This window comes from Pseudomonas anguilliseptica, from assembly GCF_900105355.1.
Classification (GTDB): domain Bacteria; phylum Pseudomonadota; class Gammaproteobacteria; order Pseudomonadales; family Pseudomonadaceae; genus Aquipseudomonas; species Aquipseudomonas anguilliseptica.
The window spans coordinates 3,810,688-3,829,403 of record NZ_FNSC01000001.1; the positions used below are offsets into that span (position 1 = coordinate 3,810,688).

32 protein-coding genes are annotated in these 18,716 nt (G+C 58.7%); 21 read left to right on the top strand and 11 right to left on the bottom strand.

The window, feature by feature from the left end; translation table 11 throughout:
- Positions 1-16: 16 nt before the first annotated feature.
- From BLW24_RS26885 to BLW24_RS18740, 10 genes are all read right to left on the bottom strand, one after another.
- Positions 17-151, bottom strand: a complete 135-nt coding sequence (locus tag BLW24_RS26885; RefSeq protein ID WP_276326448.1) for a hypothetical protein — start codon at positions 149-151, stop codon at positions 17-19.
- On the bottom strand, positions 148-468 hold the full coding sequence (locus BLW24_RS18705) for a hypothetical protein (RefSeq protein ID WP_090385700.1): 321 nt from the start codon (positions 466-468) through the stop codon (positions 148-150). Before BLW24_RS18705 ends, BLW24_RS26885 begins: the two co-directional genes overlap by 4 nt.
- A gap of 510 nt (positions 469-978) precedes the next feature.
- The gene (locus BLW24_RS18710; protein ID WP_090385703.1) at positions 979-1,170 is read right to left on the bottom strand and encodes a hypothetical protein; all 192 of its coding nucleotides are present in this window, start codon (positions 1,168-1,170) and stop codon (positions 979-981) included.
- 629 nt (positions 1,171-1,799) lie between these two features.
- Positions 1,800-2,528 carry a hypothetical protein gene (locus BLW24_RS25700; RefSeq protein ID WP_139272701.1) on the bottom strand — a complete coding sequence of 243 codons (729 nt, stop codon included), beginning with the start codon at positions 2,526-2,528 and terminating at the stop codon, positions 1,800-1,802.
- Between the two features lie 110 nt (positions 2,529-2,638).
- Positions 2,639-3,082, bottom strand: a complete 444-nt coding sequence (locus BLW24_RS18715; RefSeq protein WP_139272702.1) for a hypothetical protein — start codon at positions 3,080-3,082, stop codon at positions 2,639-2,641.
- A gap of 109 nt (positions 3,083-3,191) precedes the next feature.
- On the bottom strand, positions 3,192-3,965 hold the full coding sequence (locus tag BLW24_RS18720) for a DUF3037 domain-containing protein (protein WP_244161201.1): 774 nt from the start codon (positions 3,963-3,965) through the stop codon (positions 3,192-3,194).
- 59 nt (positions 3,966-4,024) lie between these two features.
- The gene (locus BLW24_RS18725) at positions 4,025-4,768 is read right to left on the bottom strand and encodes a HipA family kinase (RefSeq protein ID WP_090385711.1); all 744 of its coding nucleotides are present in this window, start codon (positions 4,766-4,768) and stop codon (positions 4,025-4,027) included.
- A 36-nt stretch (positions 4,769-4,804) separates the two neighbouring features.
- Positions 4,805-5,467, bottom strand: coding sequence for a thermonuclease family protein (locus tag BLW24_RS18730; protein ID WP_090385714.1), 663 nt, complete (start codon positions 5,465-5,467; stop codon positions 4,805-4,807).
- A 30-nt stretch (positions 5,468-5,497) separates the two neighbouring features.
- On the bottom strand, positions 5,498-6,037 hold the full coding sequence (locus BLW24_RS18735) for a hypothetical protein (RefSeq protein ID WP_090385717.1): 540 nt from the start codon (positions 6,035-6,037) through the stop codon (positions 5,498-5,500).
- A 25-nt stretch (positions 6,038-6,062) separates the two neighbouring features.
- Entirely contained in the window at positions 6,063-6,896 is an 834-nt protein-coding gene (locus BLW24_RS18740; RefSeq protein WP_244161202.1) for a helix-turn-helix domain-containing protein, read from the bottom strand.
- A 105-nt stretch (positions 6,897-7,001) separates the two neighbouring features.
- Here BLW24_RS18740 and BLW24_RS18750 point away from each other — a divergent pair, with 105 nt between their 5' ends.
- From BLW24_RS18750 to BLW24_RS26045, 10 genes are all read left to right on the top strand, one after another.
- Positions 7,002-7,196, top strand: a complete 195-nt coding sequence (locus BLW24_RS18750) for a helix-turn-helix domain-containing protein (RefSeq protein WP_090385720.1) — start codon at positions 7,002-7,004, stop codon at positions 7,194-7,196.
- 11 nt (positions 7,197-7,207) lie between these two features.
- The gene (locus BLW24_RS18755) at positions 7,208-7,501 is read left to right on the top strand and encodes a CII family transcriptional regulator (RefSeq protein ID WP_090385723.1); all 294 of its coding nucleotides are present in this window, start codon (positions 7,208-7,210) and stop codon (positions 7,499-7,501) included.
- 72 nt (positions 7,502-7,573) lie between these two features.
- Positions 7,574-7,831, top strand: a complete 258-nt coding sequence (locus BLW24_RS18760) for a helix-turn-helix domain-containing protein (RefSeq protein WP_090385726.1) — start codon at positions 7,574-7,576, stop codon at positions 7,829-7,831.
- Positions 7,828-8,595 (top strand): helix-turn-helix domain-containing protein, encoded by a 768-nt coding sequence (locus tag BLW24_RS18765; protein ID WP_244161203.1) that lies wholly within the window; start codon positions 7,828-7,830, stop codon positions 8,593-8,595. The genes BLW24_RS18760 and BLW24_RS18765 overlap by 4 nt, the downstream gene beginning before the upstream one ends.
- A complete protein-coding gene (locus BLW24_RS18770; RefSeq protein WP_244161204.1) occupies positions 8,513-9,385 on the top strand; it encodes an ATP-binding protein in 873 nt (290 codons plus the stop codon). The genes BLW24_RS18765 and BLW24_RS18770 overlap by 83 nt, the downstream gene beginning before the upstream one ends.
- On the top strand, positions 9,382-9,507 hold the full coding sequence (locus tag BLW24_RS26890; protein WP_276326449.1) for a hypothetical protein: 126 nt from the start codon (positions 9,382-9,384) through the stop codon (positions 9,505-9,507). Before BLW24_RS18770 ends, BLW24_RS26890 begins: the two co-directional genes overlap by 4 nt.
- Positions 9,507-9,977 (top strand): hypothetical protein, encoded by a 471-nt coding sequence (locus BLW24_RS18775; RefSeq protein ID WP_090385736.1) that lies wholly within the window; start codon positions 9,507-9,509, stop codon positions 9,975-9,977. Before BLW24_RS26890 ends, BLW24_RS18775 begins: the two co-directional genes overlap by 1 nt.
- The gene (locus BLW24_RS18780; protein ID WP_090385739.1) at positions 9,974-10,276 is read left to right on the top strand and encodes a nuclease domain-containing protein; all 303 of its coding nucleotides are present in this window, start codon (positions 9,974-9,976) and stop codon (positions 10,274-10,276) included. Before BLW24_RS18775 ends, BLW24_RS18780 begins: the two co-directional genes overlap by 4 nt.
- 298 nt (positions 10,277-10,574) lie before the next feature.
- Positions 10,575-11,009 carry a VRR-NUC domain-containing protein gene (locus BLW24_RS18785; protein WP_090385743.1) on the top strand — a complete coding sequence of 145 codons (435 nt, stop codon included), beginning with the start codon at positions 10,575-10,577 and terminating at the stop codon, positions 11,007-11,009.
- A gap of 62 nt (positions 11,010-11,071) precedes the next feature.
- Positions 11,072-11,245, top strand: a complete 174-nt coding sequence (locus BLW24_RS26045) for a hypothetical protein (protein ID WP_167360404.1) — start codon at positions 11,072-11,074, stop codon at positions 11,243-11,245.
- On the opposite strand, the gene BLW24_RS18795 is transcribed toward BLW24_RS26045, so the two are convergent.
- The gene (locus BLW24_RS18795; protein ID WP_090385749.1) at positions 11,246-11,536 is read right to left on the bottom strand and encodes a hypothetical protein; all 291 of its coding nucleotides are present in this window, start codon (positions 11,534-11,536) and stop codon (positions 11,246-11,248) included.
- Positions 11,537-11,754: 218 nt separating this feature from the next.
- Here BLW24_RS18795 and BLW24_RS18800 point away from each other — a divergent pair, with 218 nt between their 5' ends.
- From BLW24_RS18800 to BLW24_RS18850, 11 genes are all read left to right on the top strand, one after another.
- Positions 11,755-12,012: an HP1 family phage holin gene (locus BLW24_RS18800; protein WP_090385752.1), complete on the top strand. Its 258-nt coding sequence runs from the start codon at positions 11,755-11,757 to the stop codon at positions 12,010-12,012.
- Positions 12,005-12,526, top strand: coding sequence for a lysozyme (locus BLW24_RS18805; RefSeq protein ID WP_167360405.1), 522 nt, complete (start codon positions 12,005-12,007; stop codon positions 12,524-12,526). Before BLW24_RS18800 ends, BLW24_RS18805 begins: the two co-directional genes overlap by 8 nt.
- 11 nt (positions 12,527-12,537) lie before the next feature.
- Entirely contained in the window at positions 12,538-12,903 is a 366-nt protein-coding gene (locus BLW24_RS18810; RefSeq protein WP_167360406.1) for a hypothetical protein, read from the top strand.
- 458 nt (positions 12,904-13,361) lie between these two features.
- Positions 13,362-13,799, top strand: a complete 438-nt coding sequence (locus BLW24_RS18815) for a hypothetical protein (RefSeq protein ID WP_090385762.1) — start codon at positions 13,362-13,364, stop codon at positions 13,797-13,799.
- Positions 13,792-14,403 (top strand): hypothetical protein, encoded by a 612-nt coding sequence (locus BLW24_RS18820; RefSeq protein ID WP_090385765.1) that lies wholly within the window; start codon positions 13,792-13,794, stop codon positions 14,401-14,403. Before BLW24_RS18815 ends, BLW24_RS18820 begins: the two co-directional genes overlap by 8 nt.
- Before the next feature lie 242 nt (positions 14,404-14,645).
- A complete protein-coding gene (locus tag BLW24_RS25705) occupies positions 14,646-15,149 on the top strand; it encodes a hypothetical protein (protein ID WP_167360407.1) in 504 nt (167 codons plus the stop codon).
- Entirely contained in the window at positions 15,149-15,493 is a 345-nt protein-coding gene (locus tag BLW24_RS18830) for a hypothetical protein (RefSeq protein ID WP_090385770.1), read from the top strand. The genes BLW24_RS25705 and BLW24_RS18830 overlap by 1 nt, the downstream gene beginning before the upstream one ends.
- A 15-nt stretch (positions 15,494-15,508) precedes the next feature.
- Entirely contained in the window at positions 15,509-16,300 is a 792-nt protein-coding gene (locus BLW24_RS18835) for a hypothetical protein (protein WP_090385773.1), read from the top strand.
- Between the two features lie 3 nt (positions 16,301-16,303).
- Complete coding sequence (locus BLW24_RS18840) at positions 16,304-17,098, top strand: hypothetical protein (protein ID WP_090385776.1); 795 nt, start codon at positions 16,304-16,306, stop codon at positions 17,096-17,098.
- A 23-nt stretch (positions 17,099-17,121) separates the two neighbouring features.
- Complete coding sequence (locus BLW24_RS18845) at positions 17,122-17,700, top strand: hypothetical protein (RefSeq protein ID WP_139272704.1); 579 nt, start codon at positions 17,122-17,124, stop codon at positions 17,698-17,700.
- A 7-nt stretch (positions 17,701-17,707) separates the two neighbouring features.
- A complete protein-coding gene (locus tag BLW24_RS18850) occupies positions 17,708-18,670 on the top strand; it encodes a WD40 repeat domain-containing protein (RefSeq protein ID WP_090385780.1) in 963 nt (320 codons plus the stop codon).
- Positions 18,671-18,716: the final 46 nt, after the last annotated feature.

Consider the following 18,716-nt stretch of genomic DNA (forward strand, 5'->3'; position numbering starts at 1 on the left):
GTGCGCTGGCGGGCGCTCATGCTTTTGCCTCGGCGATCCAGATGCCGTTTTCACGCATTGGCTGGCGGCTAAGCTGCTCTGGAAGGTACAGGCCGGCGGCGATTAGCTGGCCGATCAGGCCGTTGATGCTCGGGTCGCGATATTTCTTCACGCTGCGCGCTCCTGTTCCGCCTGATTTGCGTCGAACACTCGACGGGCCTCGCACTCCATGAACTCTGCGCGATGCTTGTCGGTGTGCTGGTCGATCTTGAAAATGACCAGGGCAAGATCTGGTGCCCGATCCATGATCACGGCCATCAGCTCTGGCCATGTGCCGCGGCGCGTATCGCTCAGCAGCGCCTTGCACAGCTCGGTTACCAGCGCGCTATCAATCCAGCCCGCGGAATGCTCGGCGTATGCGGCCAGGGTTTGCTCGTCGCCAGCGTCGATTGCTTCATGGATGCTTTGTTCGATCTGCTGCAGTTTCACAGGTGCCTCCTGGCGCCGTTCAGCGCGCACAAAAAAGCCCGAGCGAATCGGGCTGGTGTTGAATGTTTGCCGGGGTGCGCCGCTCCGGCCAGGCTTGCGGGGTATTGGTCCGCTGGCGAGCACTCCAGTGCTCGTGCCTACGATGTATCGTGACGCCTCACGGCGGGCCAAGTGCCTTACCAATGCCCAAAGCGGGCGTGATGCCGACGATATGTCTGCATCGGTAGAGCATCGAACCCAAGCTTCTTATGGGCGTCCTGCAAAACACATGGTTGCAGCCATGCTCGATGCTCTCCGATGCAGCCTGGTTGCCCAGGTGATCGGTCCCCCCTAATGCCACCCGCGGGGCTACGGGCCGTTGACGGCGTTATTGCCCGGCTTCTGTGTTTCCTGCTGGGACGCGAGAGCTGGCAGCTTAGGGCCGGCGAGCTAATCATCAGCAGAGGGCGGACACAGCGGCCGCTTGGTGCTCAGGTAGCCGCTAACGGCGGCGAGTCGTGGCGCTGGTTGTTACTTCAACACCTCAACCGCTTTGACTTCGCGGCTGTCGTAGATTGCTCGCTCGGCGGTTTCGCCATCCTGCAGGGTGAACGTCTCGATGACGCCGACCTCGCCGGTTGCGTGGTCTGTAATGCCCGTCACGGTGACGCGAACCTCTTTATCGTGACCGCAGTGGGCTGAGACTTTTACGTTACTGGTCATGGTGTTCCTCCGGTTGGTTTCCCAATGCACCCGTCGCCAGGTGCATCAGTGAAAATTCCGTGCTGCGTGTTGCTGCCTCAGTTATTCGGCACTGTGGGCTGGCCTGCCTTGCGGCGATCTAGTTGTGCGTGGTGCCGGAGTCTTCTCGCTGCCCAGGCGCGCTACTGGCGGGCCGGGTGGCTACACAACATCGCGTGCTTGCATGTGGAAGCACGGCCAGTTCCAGAGCTGGCGTGGCAGTCGAAATTTGTGGCTCGCGCTGTACGGATAAACCGGATCGACTGGCGAGGATCTTGGCGGTGGTAAAGAGCGTTTCGGTTGCCCGAGGCCTCTCGGCCTGTCGATGCGGTGTTGCTGCGTCGACGGGTTAAATATGCACTGGTGCATTACAGGTGTCAATGCACACGTGCATAAAAAGTTTGATTTCGGTGATATGCACCGTTTTTATCGAAAATGGTGGTTTTTGGTGCATATTCTCTGGGCGTGTAAGTGAGTCAGGCCATTGGCGCCCACAAAAAAGCCCGCTCGGTGGCGGGGCTTGGGTGTTCTGGATCAGTCGGCCAGGACGGCCGGGGGAGGGCGGTAACAAAAAGCCCCGCTCGGTGGCGGGGCTTTGGTGTTGGTATCAATCAGCCAATATTACTAACGTTCAGTGCTGATGCTGCGGTGTATGTTGAATCAGGATTTCCAGACGCTATGCACGCAGCACGGATAGTCTGGAGCTTGGCAGGGCCTACACCTTTGAGGCTTAACAGTGTGTCATCCGCCGCTTCAGTAATTAACCGCGGGGTTGTTAAGCCTATAGCGATCATTGAGTCCTGAGTCTCGACGGACAGTCCGCTGATAGTTGAAACGAATGGCGGGAAGAAGCGATTAATCAAAAAATCACTACCGCCATGGGCGCTGACATAGCTGGCCCAGCGATCATCAGTCAGTTCCTCCTGAAGTAAGCGCCGACGTCCATCTATGCTAGATCGCTTCTCTACGATGCTGCGGACGATTTTTAAGAAGCTCACATAACCAGTGTCATCAAATGGAATCGGGCCAATATCTGATGCCGTAGTTGTTCCTGTCCGCAAGGCGGCAAATGCAGGAGCCACCACTGGAATCCATATTCCATTAGCCATGGCTGGTTCATATGGCGGTGGTGTGCCGTCTGATGGGTGAGAGACTCTATGGTAGTTGAGCGCTTCAAGAGGCGTTCTCAGTTGCAGGGTTGCGCAGAACTCAAGGGTCGAGAATCCGTCGTCATTAAGTCCCATTCTCGAAATCTCGGCAGCAGTCTGGCCCGCATTGCTGGATTTTCCGGATATGTTGTTGGCTCCGAATATGCTCTTGATCGTCGATAAAAATCCCACTGAGGCGTCTCCTTGTCTGTCCAGGCTATCCGAAGGCTTGTGTGATGAAAGGGGCCAATCGTTGTGTCATGGGGGGCAGCGCTTCAAGTGTGGACTGTAGGCGTCTTGCTTCAGCTCTGAGGTTGATCAAAGTCGCCGGCTGCCCACTTGCGTTGGAACTCGGCCTTGGCGTGACTCTTGAGGCTCAGGCATTCAACCATGTGTTGGTCGCTCTGCCAGTTATCGCACCCGCGAGGTTCTTGGTAGAACTTATCCCAGGCTGCGCTTCGGCGCCGCTCACGCTCAGCGCTCAGGCGCATCTCCTCTGCATCTTTGGCCATTTGATCCCGCTTGAGTTGCCGGATCGCTGCATCAGCTTGGGCTGCCTGTTGTTGGCGTGCCAGCTGCTGCTCTGTGATTTGCTGTTGAATACGTTGGGCGCTCAAGATTTGGCGTTCAGCCATGTTCTCGATAACAGCAATTCGGCCGTAGTAGCCAATCAGCGCAATGGCTACGGTTCCCACTAGGCCGACAAGCCAGGCGGTAGGGGATGATGGTCTACGGCGTCGTGCCATGACAGTGCTCCATGCAAGTGAGGCTTTATGCTATCTGGCGGGGGTATGGCGGGGAAGGGGCAGAAACAAAAAGCCCCGCTCGGTGGCGGGGCTTAGGCAGTGGAGTGGATCAGTGGATTGTCGCGGGCATTCCCTGCTTTATCAGGCTTACAAGGTTGTTTTTGGGAACCTCATAATTAACCACTCTCACAGCTTCAAAGCTGCAAAGCTCAGCAGTAACCTCTGTATAGGCCTTAAGCAGCTTTGGCTTGCCGCCTGATGGTGGTGCCGCAATAAATAGAGTGTCTGTCGCCAACTTACCAGCCTTGTTCAGCCGCTTTATACGAGCTAGCCAAGCGTCACCATGCTCGTAAATTTTAGCTGGCTCGTCATGCCCTAAGTGAAGCGGCTTGATGGCCTGCACTGGTGTCTCGCCTTGAATGAGCACGAATGGAAACTTTACCGGGTAATCTGCCGTTCCCAGCTTGCGCTCGCTATAACGCTGGCGCAGGTTCGAGTCAGCTAGAAGCCTTCCAAGCTGCTTCTCAAGCACCGCCTCTTGATATTCCTTACTTGCAAAGCTGTGCTTCACATAGTGGTCAAACAGCGTTTTTAAGGCTTGGTCGGCGTTGTCTGTTGCCATGGTGCCTGGATCGCTGAAGCGCATCATGGTTTCACGAGGGTGAATCAAGTGCTTGAACGTAGCGAGCAGTGCGGCGGTATCGTTGCGCTGCTGGGCTAGGAAGCCGCTCAGTCGCGTGAACTCGGCGTTCATTTCACGACGAGCGCGCAGAAATATCTTGTAGTCCAGGCTCGGGAAAAAATTGGTAACACGCTGCCGAGTTGGCTCGATTCTGAAACGGAAATCACCATTGTTGGACAAAAGAACGATGCCAATATTCACGAACTCGCCAGTCTCTGGGTAAGGCAAAAATCTGAGGATAGAGTAGTTGCATATATATTTCATAAGGCTCCCCAGAACGGCTCTTCCCTGAATATTTCAAGCATCTCCAGCCGGCTGGCTAGAGTTGGTTGCGTTTCGTCGATATGGTCCAGGTCCCTGTAGACCCACTCAGCAGGTAAAAGGGCGGTGATCGTACCCCACTTCGACAGTGCCTCGCTAAGCATTTGAGCGTAATCCTGACGTATGACGTAGTCTCTAAAATCAGCCCCTCTTTCGCGGAAGACATGGTTTTGAGTGAAAGCATTGCAGTCAAAAGTCCTGTCGAATGCGAGGTTGTGATCGATGACGCCGAGGTCCCCAGCGGCATCGAGAATTAGATTTACATTACCTCCTTTAGGCCCCAGGCATCTGTCTTCGTTCCGTATCCACCAGTCAAACAGCAAGACTAGCCGTCTCATTTCTACTGGAACGGAATTTATATGGCTTACGTTGAAGTCCGAGGCGTTTTCTACTGCCTGCGAAGCAAAGGCAAGGCCTCCGCTTAGGTCTGTCACGTTTGGTATGACGCTGAACTCGATAAGATCAGTCGGTATGTTGATTAGGCGCCATGGAGGGATTGGCAGCCCAAGATGCCTGCCTAGCTCGGCGCCAATCACTTCTGAAATTAATGCTGGTCCGCCAGCCTTTGCTAATCCTTTGACGAAGTACGATCGGTCATCCTCTGCACGCAGAATGAAGGGCTTTATTGAGTAGCCTTGCTGGCTTTGCCTTATGATTTCCGTGGCGGTGATGCTTTCAAGCATTACTGACGCTCCTTAGCGACCGTGAAGGGCAGGCCATTAGTTGCACACGTTCTCGCACGGCTTGCCATCCCCGTCCCGATCCAGTCCAGCCATTCCGCACTGAGTGAGGTGGTACTTCGCCTCAGCGCAGCTGGTCATCTGCTTGCAGTACCGCTTGGCGCCGCACTGGTAGGCGCTGGAGCTGGCCGTTACCGACTTGCTGCTGGCCACCTGCTGATTGAGCTGCTTGCCAGCCTTGCGCCACTCCCAGGGCGGCACGATGTCCGCTTGCGGAAGTGCCCATAGCCCGCGGCGCGATGCCTGAGCCTCAGCCTCTACCGCCAGCAGCGACTTGTCCTTGCTGTACTGCCGGTAGACCCAGGCGGCGCCAAGGCGAACCATTTCCCGATTGGCGTCCTGGCCACCGGCACTGACGCGCGCCACGATCCGGCCATAACGATCCTTCGCTTGTGTGGCGAGCGTAACTTGCTTGCCGAACACCAGGGCGGAGAGTGCGGCCTTGGATTTCTGGCCGTATGGCTGGGCTTTCTCGGGGGTGTCGATCTCGGCCAGGCGCACCTTGATCTGGGTGCGCTCTGCGGTAAGGCAGGTAAGGGTGTCACCATCGCTGATGGCGACCACTTTGCAGGTTACGGGAGCGGCGATGGCAGAGCAGCATGCGAGTAGAAGCAGGGCGGGCAGTAGGATCAAGCGGCTCATCGGTAACGCGTCCTTGCGTGGTGTGTCGCTCTAGTTCGGCTCAGCCTGTATCGCCCGCAGCTTCTGCATGTACTCTGCGTATGGCAGGTTCTGCTGCACAAGCTCTGCCTCGCGCTCCGCTTTGCTTTTTCCCGCCGGCTTGGTGGCTGTGGTTGCTGATGGGGCCGAAGCAGCTGCCGTTGGCGACTGAGCCCCTAGGCGATAAACCTTCTGCTCATAGGTTGGCGGAGCATTCGGCGTCCTGTAAGCGGTGGCATCAATCCTGTAGGCGTTGTCATAGCAGCCATATTCAAGATTTGGCGTATCACGGCCCATGATCTGTACGTAGTCAGACCCAATCTTCAGAGCCTCATTGCGAAGCCGTATGACGGCGTTTGCGTACGATCCCTTGTAGCCAAAGCCGCCACAGCCCTCACCGTCTAGGGCGGAAATCTCTTGGAGATAGACAGATCCTTGAGGTGGGTCGTTTTTGGCAACCTGAACTCTGTCGGCGCCTTCCTGAAGCCTGGGAGGGGTGGCGCAGCCAGAAGCGAGAAGAATTGCTGCGGCTAGCAGTATGAAGCGTTCCATGCGTCCACCTTTTGATTGCCGCCTGCTAGAAAATCGAGGCGGGGAGTTTTGCGTCTACCACCATACCAATAATGGAGACATTTTCAGTTATTGGTATCACGGCAAATACCTGATTAAGCGGGTGCAGGTAGCCTGACCCGCTGTCGCGAAGGTATTGCTTAAAGGTAGTTTCCCCGGTGTCCAGCAACTTGGCGACATAGTACTTCCCGCTGACCAAATCAAAGTTTTCCGGCTTGACCAGTATCCGCATTCCGGGCGCAAAGGTCGGCAGCATTGACGGCCCCCTTACCTCTAGCCAGTAGCCATGTGGCCCGGCATTCACGTCCGACCGTAACCACTCATCAGCATCGCCTGGATTAAAGTTGTCGCATGACTCTTCCCAGCATCCTGCCGCCACCCAGCTTATCAATGGGTACTCCTTGTCCTTTCGATATGGCTGCACCGCTTGCGTTACGTTTTGTCGGGCGTCGCGCAGGTCTGGCGGAATAGCACTACTGGCGGAAGACGATGATTTGCTCGTCAAAAAGGCGGACGAGCGGCTTAGATTGATGGGGCGGAGCTCTTCGAATTGCGGGTGAGGGGGCCGCATAGATTGCTTTACGGAAGGCTGAGCACTTAAGGGCTGGAGATCTTCCGGTAGCGGCTCTCTCCCACGAAGCTGGTCGGTGGAAATGCCGAAGAAGTCCGCAAGCGGCTTCACCTGAGTATCGGACGGCGACTTAATCCCCTTGGGCCCATTCGGCTTCAATATGCGAGAAATGGTCGACTGAGTGACGCGAGTAGCCGCGCTCAGGCTTACCTGATTGGCGCCCTTCAGCTTCATCAAGTGCTTAAGAACTTTGTCTATGGAATTGTGCATATGCGCAATGCTCGCGGCTGCTGGTGCATATATCAAGAGTGGGCTTGTTGACAGATATGCACCAGTGCATGATCATGTGCATAAATCAACGGAGCGATCAAAGACATGAGCGAAGAAAAATTGCCCGAAAAGGTCGAGAAGCTGCTTAGCAGCGGCCTTACCTACAAGGTCATTGCGGGTCGCGCCAACTGCGATACCTCGACGATTTTCCGCATCAAAAATGGCGATATTGCTAATCCGAGTTACGCGGTTGGAACAGCCATAGACCAGATGTTTTCAGAGATCGCTGTTGCTGTTTGAGGACATTACAGATGACCAAGGAAGAAAGAGCACGCAAGAACGCGTCGACGATCTTGAAGAGCATGCACAGCTTCGGCCAGTCGCATCTGGCCAAGGAGCTGGATGTCAGCGAATCAACGGTGAGCAAGTGGAAGCCGAATGGCGATATCGACAAGACGGCAAAGATGCTGGCGGTGCTGGGGCTGAAGGTTGTCCCGGTGACGGCGCAGTGCTTTGACCCTGAGTACGTCGAGCACTTGCGGGCCCTGGCGCAAATCGGCCTGACGATACCTGCGCAGGAGCAGGCGCTGGACTGGGAAGAGTAGGGCCTGAATTTCAGGCACAAAAAAGGCGCCGGACAGGGCGCCTAGTTCGTTACAGCAGTTCAGGGGGAAATTATGCCGAACACCAACGAAAACCACAATGTCGGCCAAAGCCAGTGCGCGCAGATTCGCCGGCACCTTGAGGCGGGTAATTCACTGACAGGCCTGCAGGCGCTCAGCCAGTTCTCCTGCTTTCGTTTGGCCGCACGCATTGATGACCTGAGAAACGCCGGCATGCTGATCAAGTCGCAGCCTATCTCAGTGATCAACGCCGATGGCAAGACTGTGCGGGTCGCTCAGTACAGTCTGATGAAGGCAGGGGTGGTTGCGTGAGTGTTCAGGCAATGACTTGGGCACTTGAGCAGCGTCTGGTAATGGCGCCTACGGCGCGCCATGTCCTCCTGTGCCTTGCAAACTATGCCGACAAGGCTGGTAGAGGTGCATTCCCGTCGGCGAACAGCCTGAGCGAAGACACTGGCCTTGCTGTCCGCACAATACGCACCGCGCTTGAATCTCTGCGCGAGGCGGGCGCTATCAGCCTTGGAAATCAGGCTATCGCCGCCGCTTACATTGACCGGCACGATCGCCGTCCGGTGGTGTATGACCTGCTAATGCAACGGGGTGCAGATGCCGCACCCGGTACCGAACGGGGTGCAGCTAACGACAGAGCGGGGTGCAGCTCACAGCAGGACGGGGTGCAGCTGACGACAGAGCGGGGTGCAGCAGCTGCACCCAATCCACCAATTAACCATCAATTACCCGTCAATGAACAAAAGAGCGGTAGCGCGAAGGGTTCGCGCCTCGCCGCTGACTGGACCATTCCATCCGAGTGGATTGAGCAAAGCGCGGCAAATCACCCTGAGTTTGATCAGCAGGCTTTGCTCGCCATCGCAGAAGACTTCCGCGACTACTGGACGGCCAAGACCGGCGCCCAGGCCACCAAGCTCGATTGGCATGCCACCTGGCGCCGCTGGATACGCAACCAGAAACCTGTTCACCGCCAACGGCCAGTGAGTGCTCGCCCAGTTTCTCATTCGCCAAGCGCAGCCCCCGAAGGCCTGGTGCGCAAGGAGGACGGCAGCTATGGCTTTGCTTGATCTGACCATCAGCGAGATTGAGCAGAAATTCTGCGGCGTGCTGGGGAAGCAGGAGGCCAATTGCGAGCAGCATGGGCCGTTTGTGTCGATCACAACGCGAAACAGTGAGCGCAGCAGTGGCTGCCCAGTCTGTGCTGACGAAGCGCAGCGCGAGCGTGACAATGCCGAGGCGCTGGACCGGGCGGCCAAGGCAAAAAGCAAACTCCTTGAGCAGCGCCTTGGTGCTTCGCTGATTCCTGCACGCTTCGCTGGAAAATCGTTTACCGAGTACCGCTGTGCGACCCAGCAGCAGGAAGCGAACCTGGCCACCTGCCGCGGTTATGCGCAGCACTTCGCCAGCCATTCCGCCGCCGGCCGGTGCCTGGCCCTGCTTGGCAATCCCGGTACCGGGAAGACGCACCTGGCGGCAGCCATCGCTCGCCACCTTATCAACCGCCTTGGCGTGACAGCCGTGTACCGCACCGTCGGTAGCCTGTTGCAGTACGTCAAGGGCAGCTACGACCGAGGTTCCGACTACAGCGAAGCGCAGGCATTCGCCAGCCTGGTGGAGCCCGCGCTGCTGATCATCGATGAGGTTGGAGCAACCAAGCCGACAGAGTTTGAGCAGGCAACCCTGTTCGCAGTTATCAATGGCCGCTACGAGGCGCTGCGCCCGACCGTAGTCATAAGCAACCTGTTCCCGGTTGATCTGCGCGAGGTGCTTGGCGAGCGCAGCTTTGACCGGCTGAGCGAGGCTGGCGGGATTGTTCTGGTGTTCGACTGGGCGTCTGTCCGGAAGGATCTCGCATGACTAAGGCCTGCTGGATGATCACCACCGGGCGCTACACCTTCCCGATGCTGGGCGCCGTACTGGACTACAAAGAGGCGCTGGCTGCTGCCCGCGTGATCTGGCCAGGCGCGGAGGTGCGCTGATGGCTGAAAAAATCAGCGTCAACTGCCCAGCAAAGCTGTCAGAGGCCATCACCCGGCTGACAGCAGCCTACCGCGAGCACAAGTTCGTCGTTGTCAGCTTTCGCCCAGGTAGGGACCGCACGCTTGATCAAAACGCACTGTGGTTCGCCTTGTACCAGCGTATCGCACAGATGACAGAGATCGGCGACGTGGAAGACGCGCGCCGCTACTGCAAGTTGCACTTCGGCGTTCCGATCATGCGCAAGGTGAACGAAGACTTCCGCAATGCCTGGAATGTGTCGTTCCTGCTGCTGACCTACGAAACCAAGCTGGAGCTGATGGGGCCGTGTGCTCTGTTCGGTCCGGACGGTTTTCCGGTTACGCGTCTTTTCGACCGCGCCCAGGGCATCCAGTACACGGACCGCATCGTTGCTGAGTTCTCGGGTAAAGGCGTGGTTTTCGATGATCTGTTGGGGGCCGAGGTCGCATGAGGATCGAAAGCAACAAGTTGCGGCAGTCGGCCCGCGGCCGAGATTGCACTTTGCGCCTGCCGGGCATCTGCCGGCGCGACTCTGAAACCGTTGTTCTGTGCCATCTGCCGGTGGGTATGAAGGGCATGGGCATGAAGTCACCGGATCTGTTCGCCGTGTTCGGCTGCGACTCCTGCCACGCGGTAATCGACGGCCGCGCCCGTGGTGAGTTTGACCAGGGCGATCTGCTGCGCGCCCTGGCCGAAACGCAGATGCACTGGGTTGAAACCGGCCTGCTGGTCGTGAAGGGGGCCGCTTGAGCCCGAGAGAGCTTGCCGTTTCAACCTGGGGCCAGCTCGCCGGCCTTGGGATTTTACCGCCACTGATGAGGATGACCGATGAAGCGCCTACTGCCGTTGTTGTTGCTGCCCCTGCTGCTGAACCCGGCCGTGCCGGTTATCTGGTACGCCTCCGGGGCGGTGCGGGCGCTCAAGTGACAGCCCCCGAGCCAGATCCGAACGAGCCTGCCAGCCAGATTGATGAGCTGGCGGCAGATCTGAACTTGCGCAACGTCGAGGACGAGTACCTGAGCGCACCTGGCAGTGTTGGCCACCGCCAATGAAGTCAGGGCTGAGTCAATTTCTTCCAGTGATCAGCAAGTCCGCGCGCAAGCCTGCAAAGCCTTCGCGCCTGGCTGGTGTACCGCTGGAAGAGGATGACCAGATTGCGCTGATTGCGTGGTTTGACGAGTGGGCGCCGGCCGAGCTGCAGGGGCGCCTGGCGGCATCGGCCGGCGGGGCGCGCATGGCCAGGAAAACGGCTTGTCGGCAGAAGGCCGCGGGCAACCGTAAGGGTTTTCCTGACCTGAATCTGTTGGTTCCGCGAGGCCAGTTTCACGGGTTGATCATTGAGCTGAAGCGCCTCAAGGGCGGAAGGCTGGAGCCCGAGCAAGCTGGCTGGCTCGATTTCCTGAATGGGCAGGGATACATGGCAGTGGTGTGCTGCGGCCTAGAGGCAGCCAAGAAAACGATCGTCAGCTACTTGGGCGAGTAGCTGGCGAAAACATAGCGACAGCGGGGGTTGCGATGCGTAGCGAAATGACTTGTGCGGCAAAAATGGAAGTCGAGCTGGAGATCGGCGGTGAAGTGGTGAAGCGAAGCGCGAAGGAGTGGGCGCTGATCATGTCCCTGAACTGGGACACGGTTCGTCAGCGCCGATACCGCGGGAGCAACTGGACTGAATCTCTTCAGCCCAAGGCTGCCCGGTCATCCTTCAATGACCGGCGCTGATCACTGCTCGTCGTAGCTGTCCGAAATTGCAACGTAGGCAGCATCCTCGCCGCTGCCTTCGATGACAGACCGCAGATTGGCCAGCAGATTCTCGATCTGGTTGATCGCGTCCGCGTCGGCACGGCCAGACAGCACGGCGAAGTGGCCGCCCTGGTTGTCCAGGCTGATCGCCAGCACTGTATGGGCGCTATGTTCTTCCATCGCCTGACCGGCCAGGGCCAGGCCTTCGGTGACGGCCATGAACTCGTCGTCATTCTCGTCTTCGATGTTGAAACCCGGTTCTTTGCTCATTTGGTTGCCCCTGTTTATGTCTGAAAACAGGGACGCTCTGTCACTGGGAAAACGGTTGCAAGGCCGTGCCAGTGACATAGCGTCATCGGCAAGGGGATAGCCCCGCCGAGTCGCCGCCTGGCGGCAGTGTGTGACCAGTTCAAGGAGTCGGCCTGTGACCCAAGCCGCACACGAAATATCGATTCGCCTCCCCGGGGGCTACCCCAATGAGTAACACCATGGCTGATAAGGCGATGAATGCCGCCAGCTACGGTGGTGCTGCCGTATCTGTCACATCAGGCCTGACCCTGACCGAGTGGGGCGTGATAGCCGGTATCGTCACGGCGATCGTTACGCTGCTGGCCAACCTGTTCTACCAGTGGCGCAAAGACCGCCGCGAGCATGAGTTGTACCGGCTTGAGCTGGAAATGCGCCGGGCTGATGCCCGCTATGCAATGTCCAGCGCCTGCAGTGTCAGGGAGCCCATCGATGAATAAGCGCAGCTACCTCTCTGCCGCAGTGCTGGCCCTGGTCATGGCGGGTGCTTCGGCGCCGGCCATCATGGACCAGTACCTGCTGGAGAAGGAAAGCAGCGGCATTACGCCGCTCAAGGCCTACCAGGATGGTGCGCGGATCTGGACTGTCTGCGACGGCAAGACCGAAGGGGTTACCCGTTCCACGGTGATGACCAAGGCTCAGTGCGATGCCTGGCGCCAGACCGAAATCGGCCAGCGCCTGCAGCACGTCCACTCGATCATCAAAGTGCCCATGAGTGAGCCCGCCTGGGCTGGCGTGGGCAGCTGGTGTTTCAACGTGGGCAACACTGGGTGCGCGAAGGCCACCACCGTGAAGCTGATCAATCAGGGCCAGCAGGCCGCCGGATGCAAGGCGATTCTGCACTGGCGCTTCATTACCCGTGACGGCAAGAAGGTCGATTGCTCTACCAAGCAGCCTTATTGCACCGGTTTGTGGGACCGGCGGAACGGAGAAGCGGAGCTGTGCGCGCTATGACAATCGACCCTGTGCGCTGTATCGCCCTGCTGCTGGTTTCCGTGCTGAGCGTGGCAACTGGCTGGCAGGTCCGTGACTGGAAGGCTGGCAGCGATGAAACCGCCCGCCTGGAGCGAAAAGCCGAGGCTGATGCCATGGCCCGCGAACTCATCGCCGGTGTGGCCGAGAAGACCCTGGCCGCCATCGACGGCATCAAGGTGGTGAACACCACCATCTACCAGAAGACCCGCCATGAAATTACGCGCGACCCTGTTTACGTTGATTGCCGCATTCCTGCTGACGGGGTGCTGCTCATCAACGACGCGAGATCCGGTGCTGATCGATCAGGCGCTGCTGCGCCCGTGTCCGGATCTTCCTCAACTTCAGCAGGCCGATGACGGCACCGCCGCCATGGGTGAGCTGGTCCTGGCCGATGTCGCCAGTTCCGGGCAGTACCTTGAGTGCCAAAGGCTGCACCAGGGGCTGATCGAAGCGGTAAAAATCAAGTAACCGACAAGGGGGCTTCCATGTCAAAGCGTCAAGTTTACCTTCCGCATGAGCTGCGATCCGGCCGTACCGTATTCATCGTGACGGCCGACTACTGCATTGGCCAGGGGCCCAGTTACGGCGTTGCGGAATACCTGATCACCAGTGCGCGTGAGCCGCAGCCAGAGTCCGGCACTCGCCACCCATACCGCATGCACCCGAAAATCGCAGCGTATGCACACGATGTGACCGACCTTTTCCGCACTCGGCGCGGTGCTACGCGAGAAGCGGCACGCCGTCAGGCCTGTGATGCCCGACAAATCGCACAGCGCAACGCCGTGAAGGCAACAATGCGCCGGGGGATGTCCAAATGAATCAGGACGACACCCAGCTGAGCGCCGAGCAGGTCGCCAATTCGCTCCAGGGCAAAACCCTGGCTGAGATCTTCGACGAAGGTCCGCGCAAGCTATTCATCACGCGCAATATCCCCGGGCATGGCACTTACCGCCTGTACATCAGTCGCCCGTTTGGCGTGGTTAAGCCTGCCGGCCTGCGCTGGCGCGTGCAGATCAATGTCCAGTACGAGGGCAAGGAAGAGCTGCACAGCGTCAATGACGGCGTGATCATTGTCCCGCTGGTCATGCTCGGAGCTGTCATCGTCGACGCTGATGAGCAGATGAGCGAGCACATCAAGGCTAATCGCCAGGTTGCCGCCCAGGTGCGCCGTGAGGCCATGAAGGCGCTGCAGCCGGAGGCGTTGGTGGTTGAGCCCATGACCATGGGGCGCCAGGGTGTGCTAGATGCCTGAGCAGAAAGCCCAGGCCCCGGCTCCAGACTGGGAGCGCATCGGCATTGATTACCGCGCAGGCATCTTGTCTGTGCGCGAGATTGCCGCTGCGCACGGGGTAAGCCATACCGCCATCCAGAAGCGCGCCAAGGCCCATGGATGGGAGCGTGACCTAAAAGCCAAGATCCAAGCCAAGGCTGACGCACTGGTTGCCAAGCGCGAGGTTGCCAGCAAGGTTGCCACGGTAGACGCGGCAACCGAGAAGGGGATTATCGAGGGTGTGGCAACTGCCGTGGCTGACATTCGGATGTCGCACCGCACGGATATTCAGCGGTCCAGGCGCCTGGCCAACAGCCTGCTGGATGAGCTCGAAGGCCTCAGCGACAACCGTGAGCTGTTCGCGCAACTGGGTGAGCTGCTGACAGATCCTGAAGCTGACCGCGACACACTGAGCGAGCTGTACCACAAGGTCATCGCGTTGCCAGGCCGGTCGAAGGTGCTCAAGGAAATGTCCGACACCTTGAAGACGCTGGTTGCCCTGGAGCGCCAAGCCTACAGCATGGACGAGCAGCAGCACGATGAGCCGTATGAGGCGCGACTGAAGCGGCTGATGGGTGAGGACTGAAAGCGCGCCACACTTTTGGTAATGCGCAAAACGTGGCGCGAACAAATAAGCCTGGCCCTGTGCTGGGCTTTTTCATGCCTTGCCATCGCTACGCAGTGACATAGCGTCACCCGGCATTAGGAAATAACCGAGGCACAACCCCCATGGCTCCTGAAGTCGAGTTGACGATAGTTCGCGGCAAAACGCTGGAGTTAGCGTTTCAGTACGCCGACGAAGAGCTGCTATACCGGCCAATAACTAGCATGCCGAGCAAGGCACCTGTTCGCCTGGGCTCTGCGACACACGGAATACCTGACGGCTGGCCTGTGCGTATTGAGTCAGTTTCTTCGCCAGCTGAACTCAATACGCCAGAAGGCGAATCAATAGCAGCCAAGCGTGTAGATGCCGACACGATTGAGTTGAACTCAGAAAATGGCAGCACCTGGCGCAGCTTATCAGCGGGAGGCGTGCTGGTATTCAATACGCCGGTGGAGCTGGCTGGCTGGCAGGCACGCGCTGCCGTGCGTGATCGAGTTGGCGGCACCCTGCAGTTCACTTGGGACTCCAATGCACTGAATACCCCTGATGCGCTCATTACGGTCGACCTGGCCGCGCACGCTTTCGTGCTGCACATGAGCGCAGACCAGGCTGCAGCCCTGACCTGGAGCAAAGGCGTGTGGGAGTTGGAGGCGATTGATCCTACCGGCCGCGTCTATCAAGTGATCGGCGTCAGCAAAGTGATGGTCAGCAGCGAGGTGGTCATCTAGTGGGCCTGCTTACAGTGCGCGGCTCCGGCGATGGCCGGGTGGTGATTGTTGCTGACCGCAGCAGCTCGCGCGTGGTTGCAGGCCTTCGCCAGCAGACTTCAACAAAAGCTGTGATCGCCGCAGGGCAGCGGGGCGCACCGGGCGCCAGTGCAGCTGCATATCAGCACAACCAGCCGTCAGCGACAGACACCTGGATCATCAACCACAACCTTGGCTATCGGCCAGTGGTTGGGCTTTTCACTGTGGGCGGTGTGCTCATGCTGGCCAACGTGCAACACATCGACACCAACCAGGCTCGCGCCTTCTTCGACGGGCCGGTTGCCGGCTATGCCGTCTGTTCCTAACAGGAGTAACACCCTATGACTCTTGACGTTCAAACCAGCCTGGATATGGGCAGTGCCCGTAAAATCCTCAACTTGCCAACGCCAACCAACCCCGGCGATGCGGTACCCAAGTCATACGTCGACTCAGCTGTAGAGGGTTTGTCGTGGAAGGACAGCGTGCGCGTGGCGGCGCAGGTCAACGTAACGGTAGCGTCACCTGGGGCATCCATCGACGGCATCGCCATGGTGGCCAACGACCGGGTGTTGCTGGGTAACCAGACCAGCACCCCGGAAAAGGGCATCTATATCTGGAACGGCGCAGCGGTCCCAATGACTCGCGCCCTCGATGCCAGCACCAGTGATGAGCTGGAAAACGCCGTGGTTGGCGTCGAAGAAGGCACCAGTGTTGGCACGACCTACCGTCAGACCACCGTTAATTTTGTGCTCGGCACCGGCAGCCCAGTGTTTACCACGTTCGGCACCAGTGCCCCTGCGGCGAGCGAGGCCACGGCGGGCATCGCCGAGATTGCCACCCAGCCAGAGGTCGATGCGCTTACCGATGACGCACGGTTTATCACGCCGCTGAAACTGGCCAACTGGTCCGGGCGCAGCAAGAAGTTCTCGCAGGTAATCGGCGATGCCGCGGCCACCAGCATCACTGTGACGCACAACCTCAACAGCCGCGATGTACATACCGAGGTCTACCGAAACTCGGGCAATTACGACTCGGTGATGGTGGAAACCCGGCGCACATCGGTCAATGCGGTGACCCTGGTGTTCGACAACGCGCCGGCGCTTAACTCCTTCGTTGTTGTGGTGCGGGCATAACCAATGGCTACGGAAGCGCAGGGTGATATCCAGCTGGGCGGGCTGAGCGCCTTCTACGACCTGGTAGCGCTCGCGCCGCCTGCCGCAGGTGCACTCAACCTTAATGCGCCGCAGGAAACGGTGGTTGTTTCGCTCGATCAGAACGTAACCGCCATCACCATGCCGGCCGGCGTTACGGGGCGCGCCCTGAACAAACGCATCGTGTTCGTGCAGACCGGCGCCGGCAACTTTACCGTGGCCGGATGGGCAGCAGCAGGCGTTGCTGTTGAGGGCAATGCGCCCGAGCCGGCACTGGCCACCGGGGCCGGCGCTGTCACCGAGATTATCCTGACGAATGTGCATAACCAGGGATGGCGCATGTACATCGACACGTCGGGATCAGCCACCTATGGCGAGGCAAACACGGCCGCCAATATTGGCTCCGGCTCTGGCATTTACGAGGGCAAGAGCGGCGTACAGCTGCGCTTCAAGTCACTGAAAGCCGGTGCCGGGGTAACCCTAACGCCCGATGCAGACAGCATCACCATTTCCGCCGATGGTGGTGGGGGCGGCGGATCTGGTGACGTTGTGTCGACCAGCCTTGGCGATATGGTTTTCGGTACAGGTAGCGCGCCGTATGGTGCGCCGGTTGGCGCTTCACTGATCCAGCAGTCCTATAACAGCGTTGAGCAGACGATCATCGTGCTTGGCATCGTTGATTTCAGTGACGTGGCGAGCCAAACCACCGGCATGCAGATCGGCTATGCCACGACAAGCAACACGCTCGTTTATCGCTATTACAGACAGGAGCCCATCTAATGGCCTACGGATGGAGTACTTGGATGGCAGTGACCGCTGCGCCACCAGCGAAGGCGGACAGCTCGGAAGCGCTGCTGGGCACAAACGATACGAAATACATCACCCCGCTTGGGCTGGATGCTGTGCTTGATGTGCGCCTGCCGCTGGCTGCAGTCATCAAGCGGATGACGGCCACACAAGCCAGTAGCTCGACGACTCCAGCGAACATCACCGAGCTATTCGCAGCGATGGAGGCGAATGCGGTCTACGAGGTTGAGGCTTTTGTTACCTTTCAGAGTGCGGCGACAACCACCGGCCTGGGCCTTGGGTTTACGTCGCCGACCGGCTGCAGGCCGCAGCTTGAAATTACTGTGCCGATCACCTCGACGGCGGCAGCATCACAGTTTCGTACTATCTTCCCGAATGCGACGGCACTGGAGTCTGGCGAAGTGCTGAGCACGGGCGTAACCGCCATCAACAGCAACCACACGGCGCATGTCCGAGGCGTTATTGCCAACGGGGCAAATGCCGGCAACTTCCAGCTGCGCTTCCGTAGTGAGGTGGCAAGCTCTGCCATTACGCTGCAGATCGGCTCGACGCTGATCCTCCGCAAAATCGGGTAACGTAACCATGCTGATGCCGATACTTAAAGCCTCCGGGGGCCAATGGCCTGCTCCCGTCCCCCAGGCTAAGATTTTTGCCGGCTGGTCAGAGGCCCCATTCGTGCGCAAGTACGACGCCGACACCTGGGCATTGGAAAGCACGGGATTTAGCCTGACAGACGCATCGCCGCTTGCGATATCACCAAGTAATTCACTGGTCGCCTACGTCGAGGGCAATCTAAAGGTCAGAAACCTGGCCAATGGCGCGCTTGTTTATTCGTGGCCGATCAGCGTGGGGGCTGCATCCGATATAGCATTCAGCCCTGATGGCTCAATGGTTGCTCTTGCCGGTAACAGTGACCTTTATCTTGAAGTCATTGAGCTGGCGACAGGTGCGTCAATCTCGATCAGCTCGCGCCCGGACAGTCCACGCTCCGTGAAGTTCAACGCCAGTGGTACCCGGCTGGCCGTTGGTGGGGTCGGCGCAACCAAGATTCAGGTTTATAGGGTCAGCGACTGGGCGACGTTGTGGACAAGCACCACCTTCGGCAACTGCTGGGGGCTCACGTTTAGCCCTGACGATGCCCGGCTTTATGCCGCCAGGTCGGCAAACCCTGCGGTGCGGGCGTTAAACCCCGACACGGGAGCCTTGCTTGGAACAACCTACGCGCCATCCTTTTCGGCTGTAGGCACGTCACAGGCGCGAGTTCGCGTTAATCCTGCCGGTACGCAAATGGCCGTAGCTATGGACAACTACCCAGGATTGGCGCTGTTCACAATCAATAGCCCAACCAGCTTCACGCGAGTAGGCGCCGCCAATATCGATACGTCCACGGCTGGGCTGATTGAATACTTGGCGGATGGATCGCAGATAGCAGTGGCAGACCTTGATAGCGGGCTGGCGCTCTACAACACCACTACCTTTGCCCGTAACGTGCTCAATCCTTCAGGGATACTCACCGGCCTGGCCTGCAGCCCACTTGTGTCCTGACCCCCCTGTAGGGGGCGCCTGATAAAATAATTCCAGCATCCACCGC

Excerpts from the sequence above, each read along its gene's own strand:
- BLW24_RS18710 (WP_090385703.1), bottom strand. The coding sequence starts at position 1,170 with ATGACCAGTAACGTAAAAGTCTCAGCCCACTGCGGTCACGATAAAGAG.
- BLW24_RS18715 (WP_139272702.1), bottom strand. The coding sequence starts at position 3,082 with ATGGCACGACGCCGTAGACCATCATCCCCTACCGCCTGGCTTGTCGGC.
- BLW24_RS18725 (WP_090385711.1), bottom strand. The coding sequence starts at position 4,768 with ATGCTTGAAAGCATCACCGCCACGGAAATCATAAGGCAAAGCCAGCAA.
- BLW24_RS18730 (WP_090385714.1), bottom strand. The coding sequence starts at position 5,467 with ATGAGCCGCTTGATCCTACTGCCCGCCCTGCTTCTACTCGCATGCTGC.
- BLW24_RS18735 (WP_090385717.1), bottom strand. The coding sequence starts at position 6,037 with ATGGAACGCTTCATACTGCTAGCCGCAGCAATTCTTCTCGCTTCTGGC.
- BLW24_RS18740 (WP_244161202.1), bottom strand. The coding sequence starts at position 6,896 with ATGCACAATTCCATAGACAAAGTTCTTAAGCACTTGATGAAGCTGAAG.
- BLW24_RS18750 (WP_090385720.1), top strand. The coding sequence starts at position 7,002 with ATGAGCGAAGAAAAATTGCCCGAAAAGGTCGAGAAGCTGCTTAGCAGC.
- BLW24_RS18755 (WP_090385723.1), top strand. The coding sequence starts at position 7,208 with ATGACCAAGGAAGAAAGAGCACGCAAGAACGCGTCGACGATCTTGAAG.
- BLW24_RS18760 (WP_090385726.1), top strand. The coding sequence starts at position 7,574 with ATGCCGAACACCAACGAAAACCACAATGTCGGCCAAAGCCAGTGCGCG.
- BLW24_RS26890 (WP_276326449.1), top strand. The coding sequence starts at position 9,382 with ATGACTAAGGCCTGCTGGATGATCACCACCGGGCGCTACACCTTCCCG.
- BLW24_RS18775 (WP_090385736.1), top strand. The coding sequence starts at position 9,507 with ATGGCTGAAAAAATCAGCGTCAACTGCCCAGCAAAGCTGTCAGAGGCC.
- BLW24_RS18780 (WP_090385739.1), top strand. The coding sequence starts at position 9,974 with ATGAGGATCGAAAGCAACAAGTTGCGGCAGTCGGCCCGCGGCCGAGAT.
- BLW24_RS18785 (WP_090385743.1), top strand. The coding sequence starts at position 10,575 with ATGAAGTCAGGGCTGAGTCAATTTCTTCCAGTGATCAGCAAGTCCGCG.
- BLW24_RS26045 (WP_167360404.1), top strand. The coding sequence starts at position 11,072 with ATGGAAGTCGAGCTGGAGATCGGCGGTGAAGTGGTGAAGCGAAGCGCG.
- BLW24_RS18795 (WP_090385749.1), bottom strand. The coding sequence starts at position 11,536 with ATGAGCAAAGAACCGGGTTTCAACATCGAAGACGAGAATGACGACGAG.
- BLW24_RS18800 (WP_090385752.1), top strand. The coding sequence starts at position 11,755 with ATGGCTGATAAGGCGATGAATGCCGCCAGCTACGGTGGTGCTGCCGTA.
- BLW24_RS18805 (WP_167360405.1), top strand. The coding sequence starts at position 12,005 with ATGAATAAGCGCAGCTACCTCTCTGCCGCAGTGCTGGCCCTGGTCATG.
- BLW24_RS18815 (WP_090385762.1), top strand. The coding sequence starts at position 13,362 with ATGAATCAGGACGACACCCAGCTGAGCGCCGAGCAGGTCGCCAATTCG.
- BLW24_RS18820 (WP_090385765.1), top strand. The coding sequence starts at position 13,792 with ATGCCTGAGCAGAAAGCCCAGGCCCCGGCTCCAGACTGGGAGCGCATC.
- BLW24_RS25705 (WP_167360407.1), top strand. The coding sequence starts at position 14,646 with ATGCCGAGCAAGGCACCTGTTCGCCTGGGCTCTGCGACACACGGAATA.
- BLW24_RS18835 (WP_090385773.1), top strand. The coding sequence starts at position 15,509 with ATGACTCTTGACGTTCAAACCAGCCTGGATATGGGCAGTGCCCGTAAA.
- BLW24_RS18840 (WP_090385776.1), top strand. The coding sequence starts at position 16,304 with ATGGCTACGGAAGCGCAGGGTGATATCCAGCTGGGCGGGCTGAGCGCC.
- BLW24_RS18845 (WP_139272704.1), top strand. The coding sequence starts at position 17,122 with ATGGCAGTGACCGCTGCGCCACCAGCGAAGGCGGACAGCTCGGAAGCG.
- BLW24_RS18850 (WP_090385780.1), top strand. The coding sequence starts at position 17,708 with ATGCTGATGCCGATACTTAAAGCCTCCGGGGGCCAATGGCCTGCTCCC.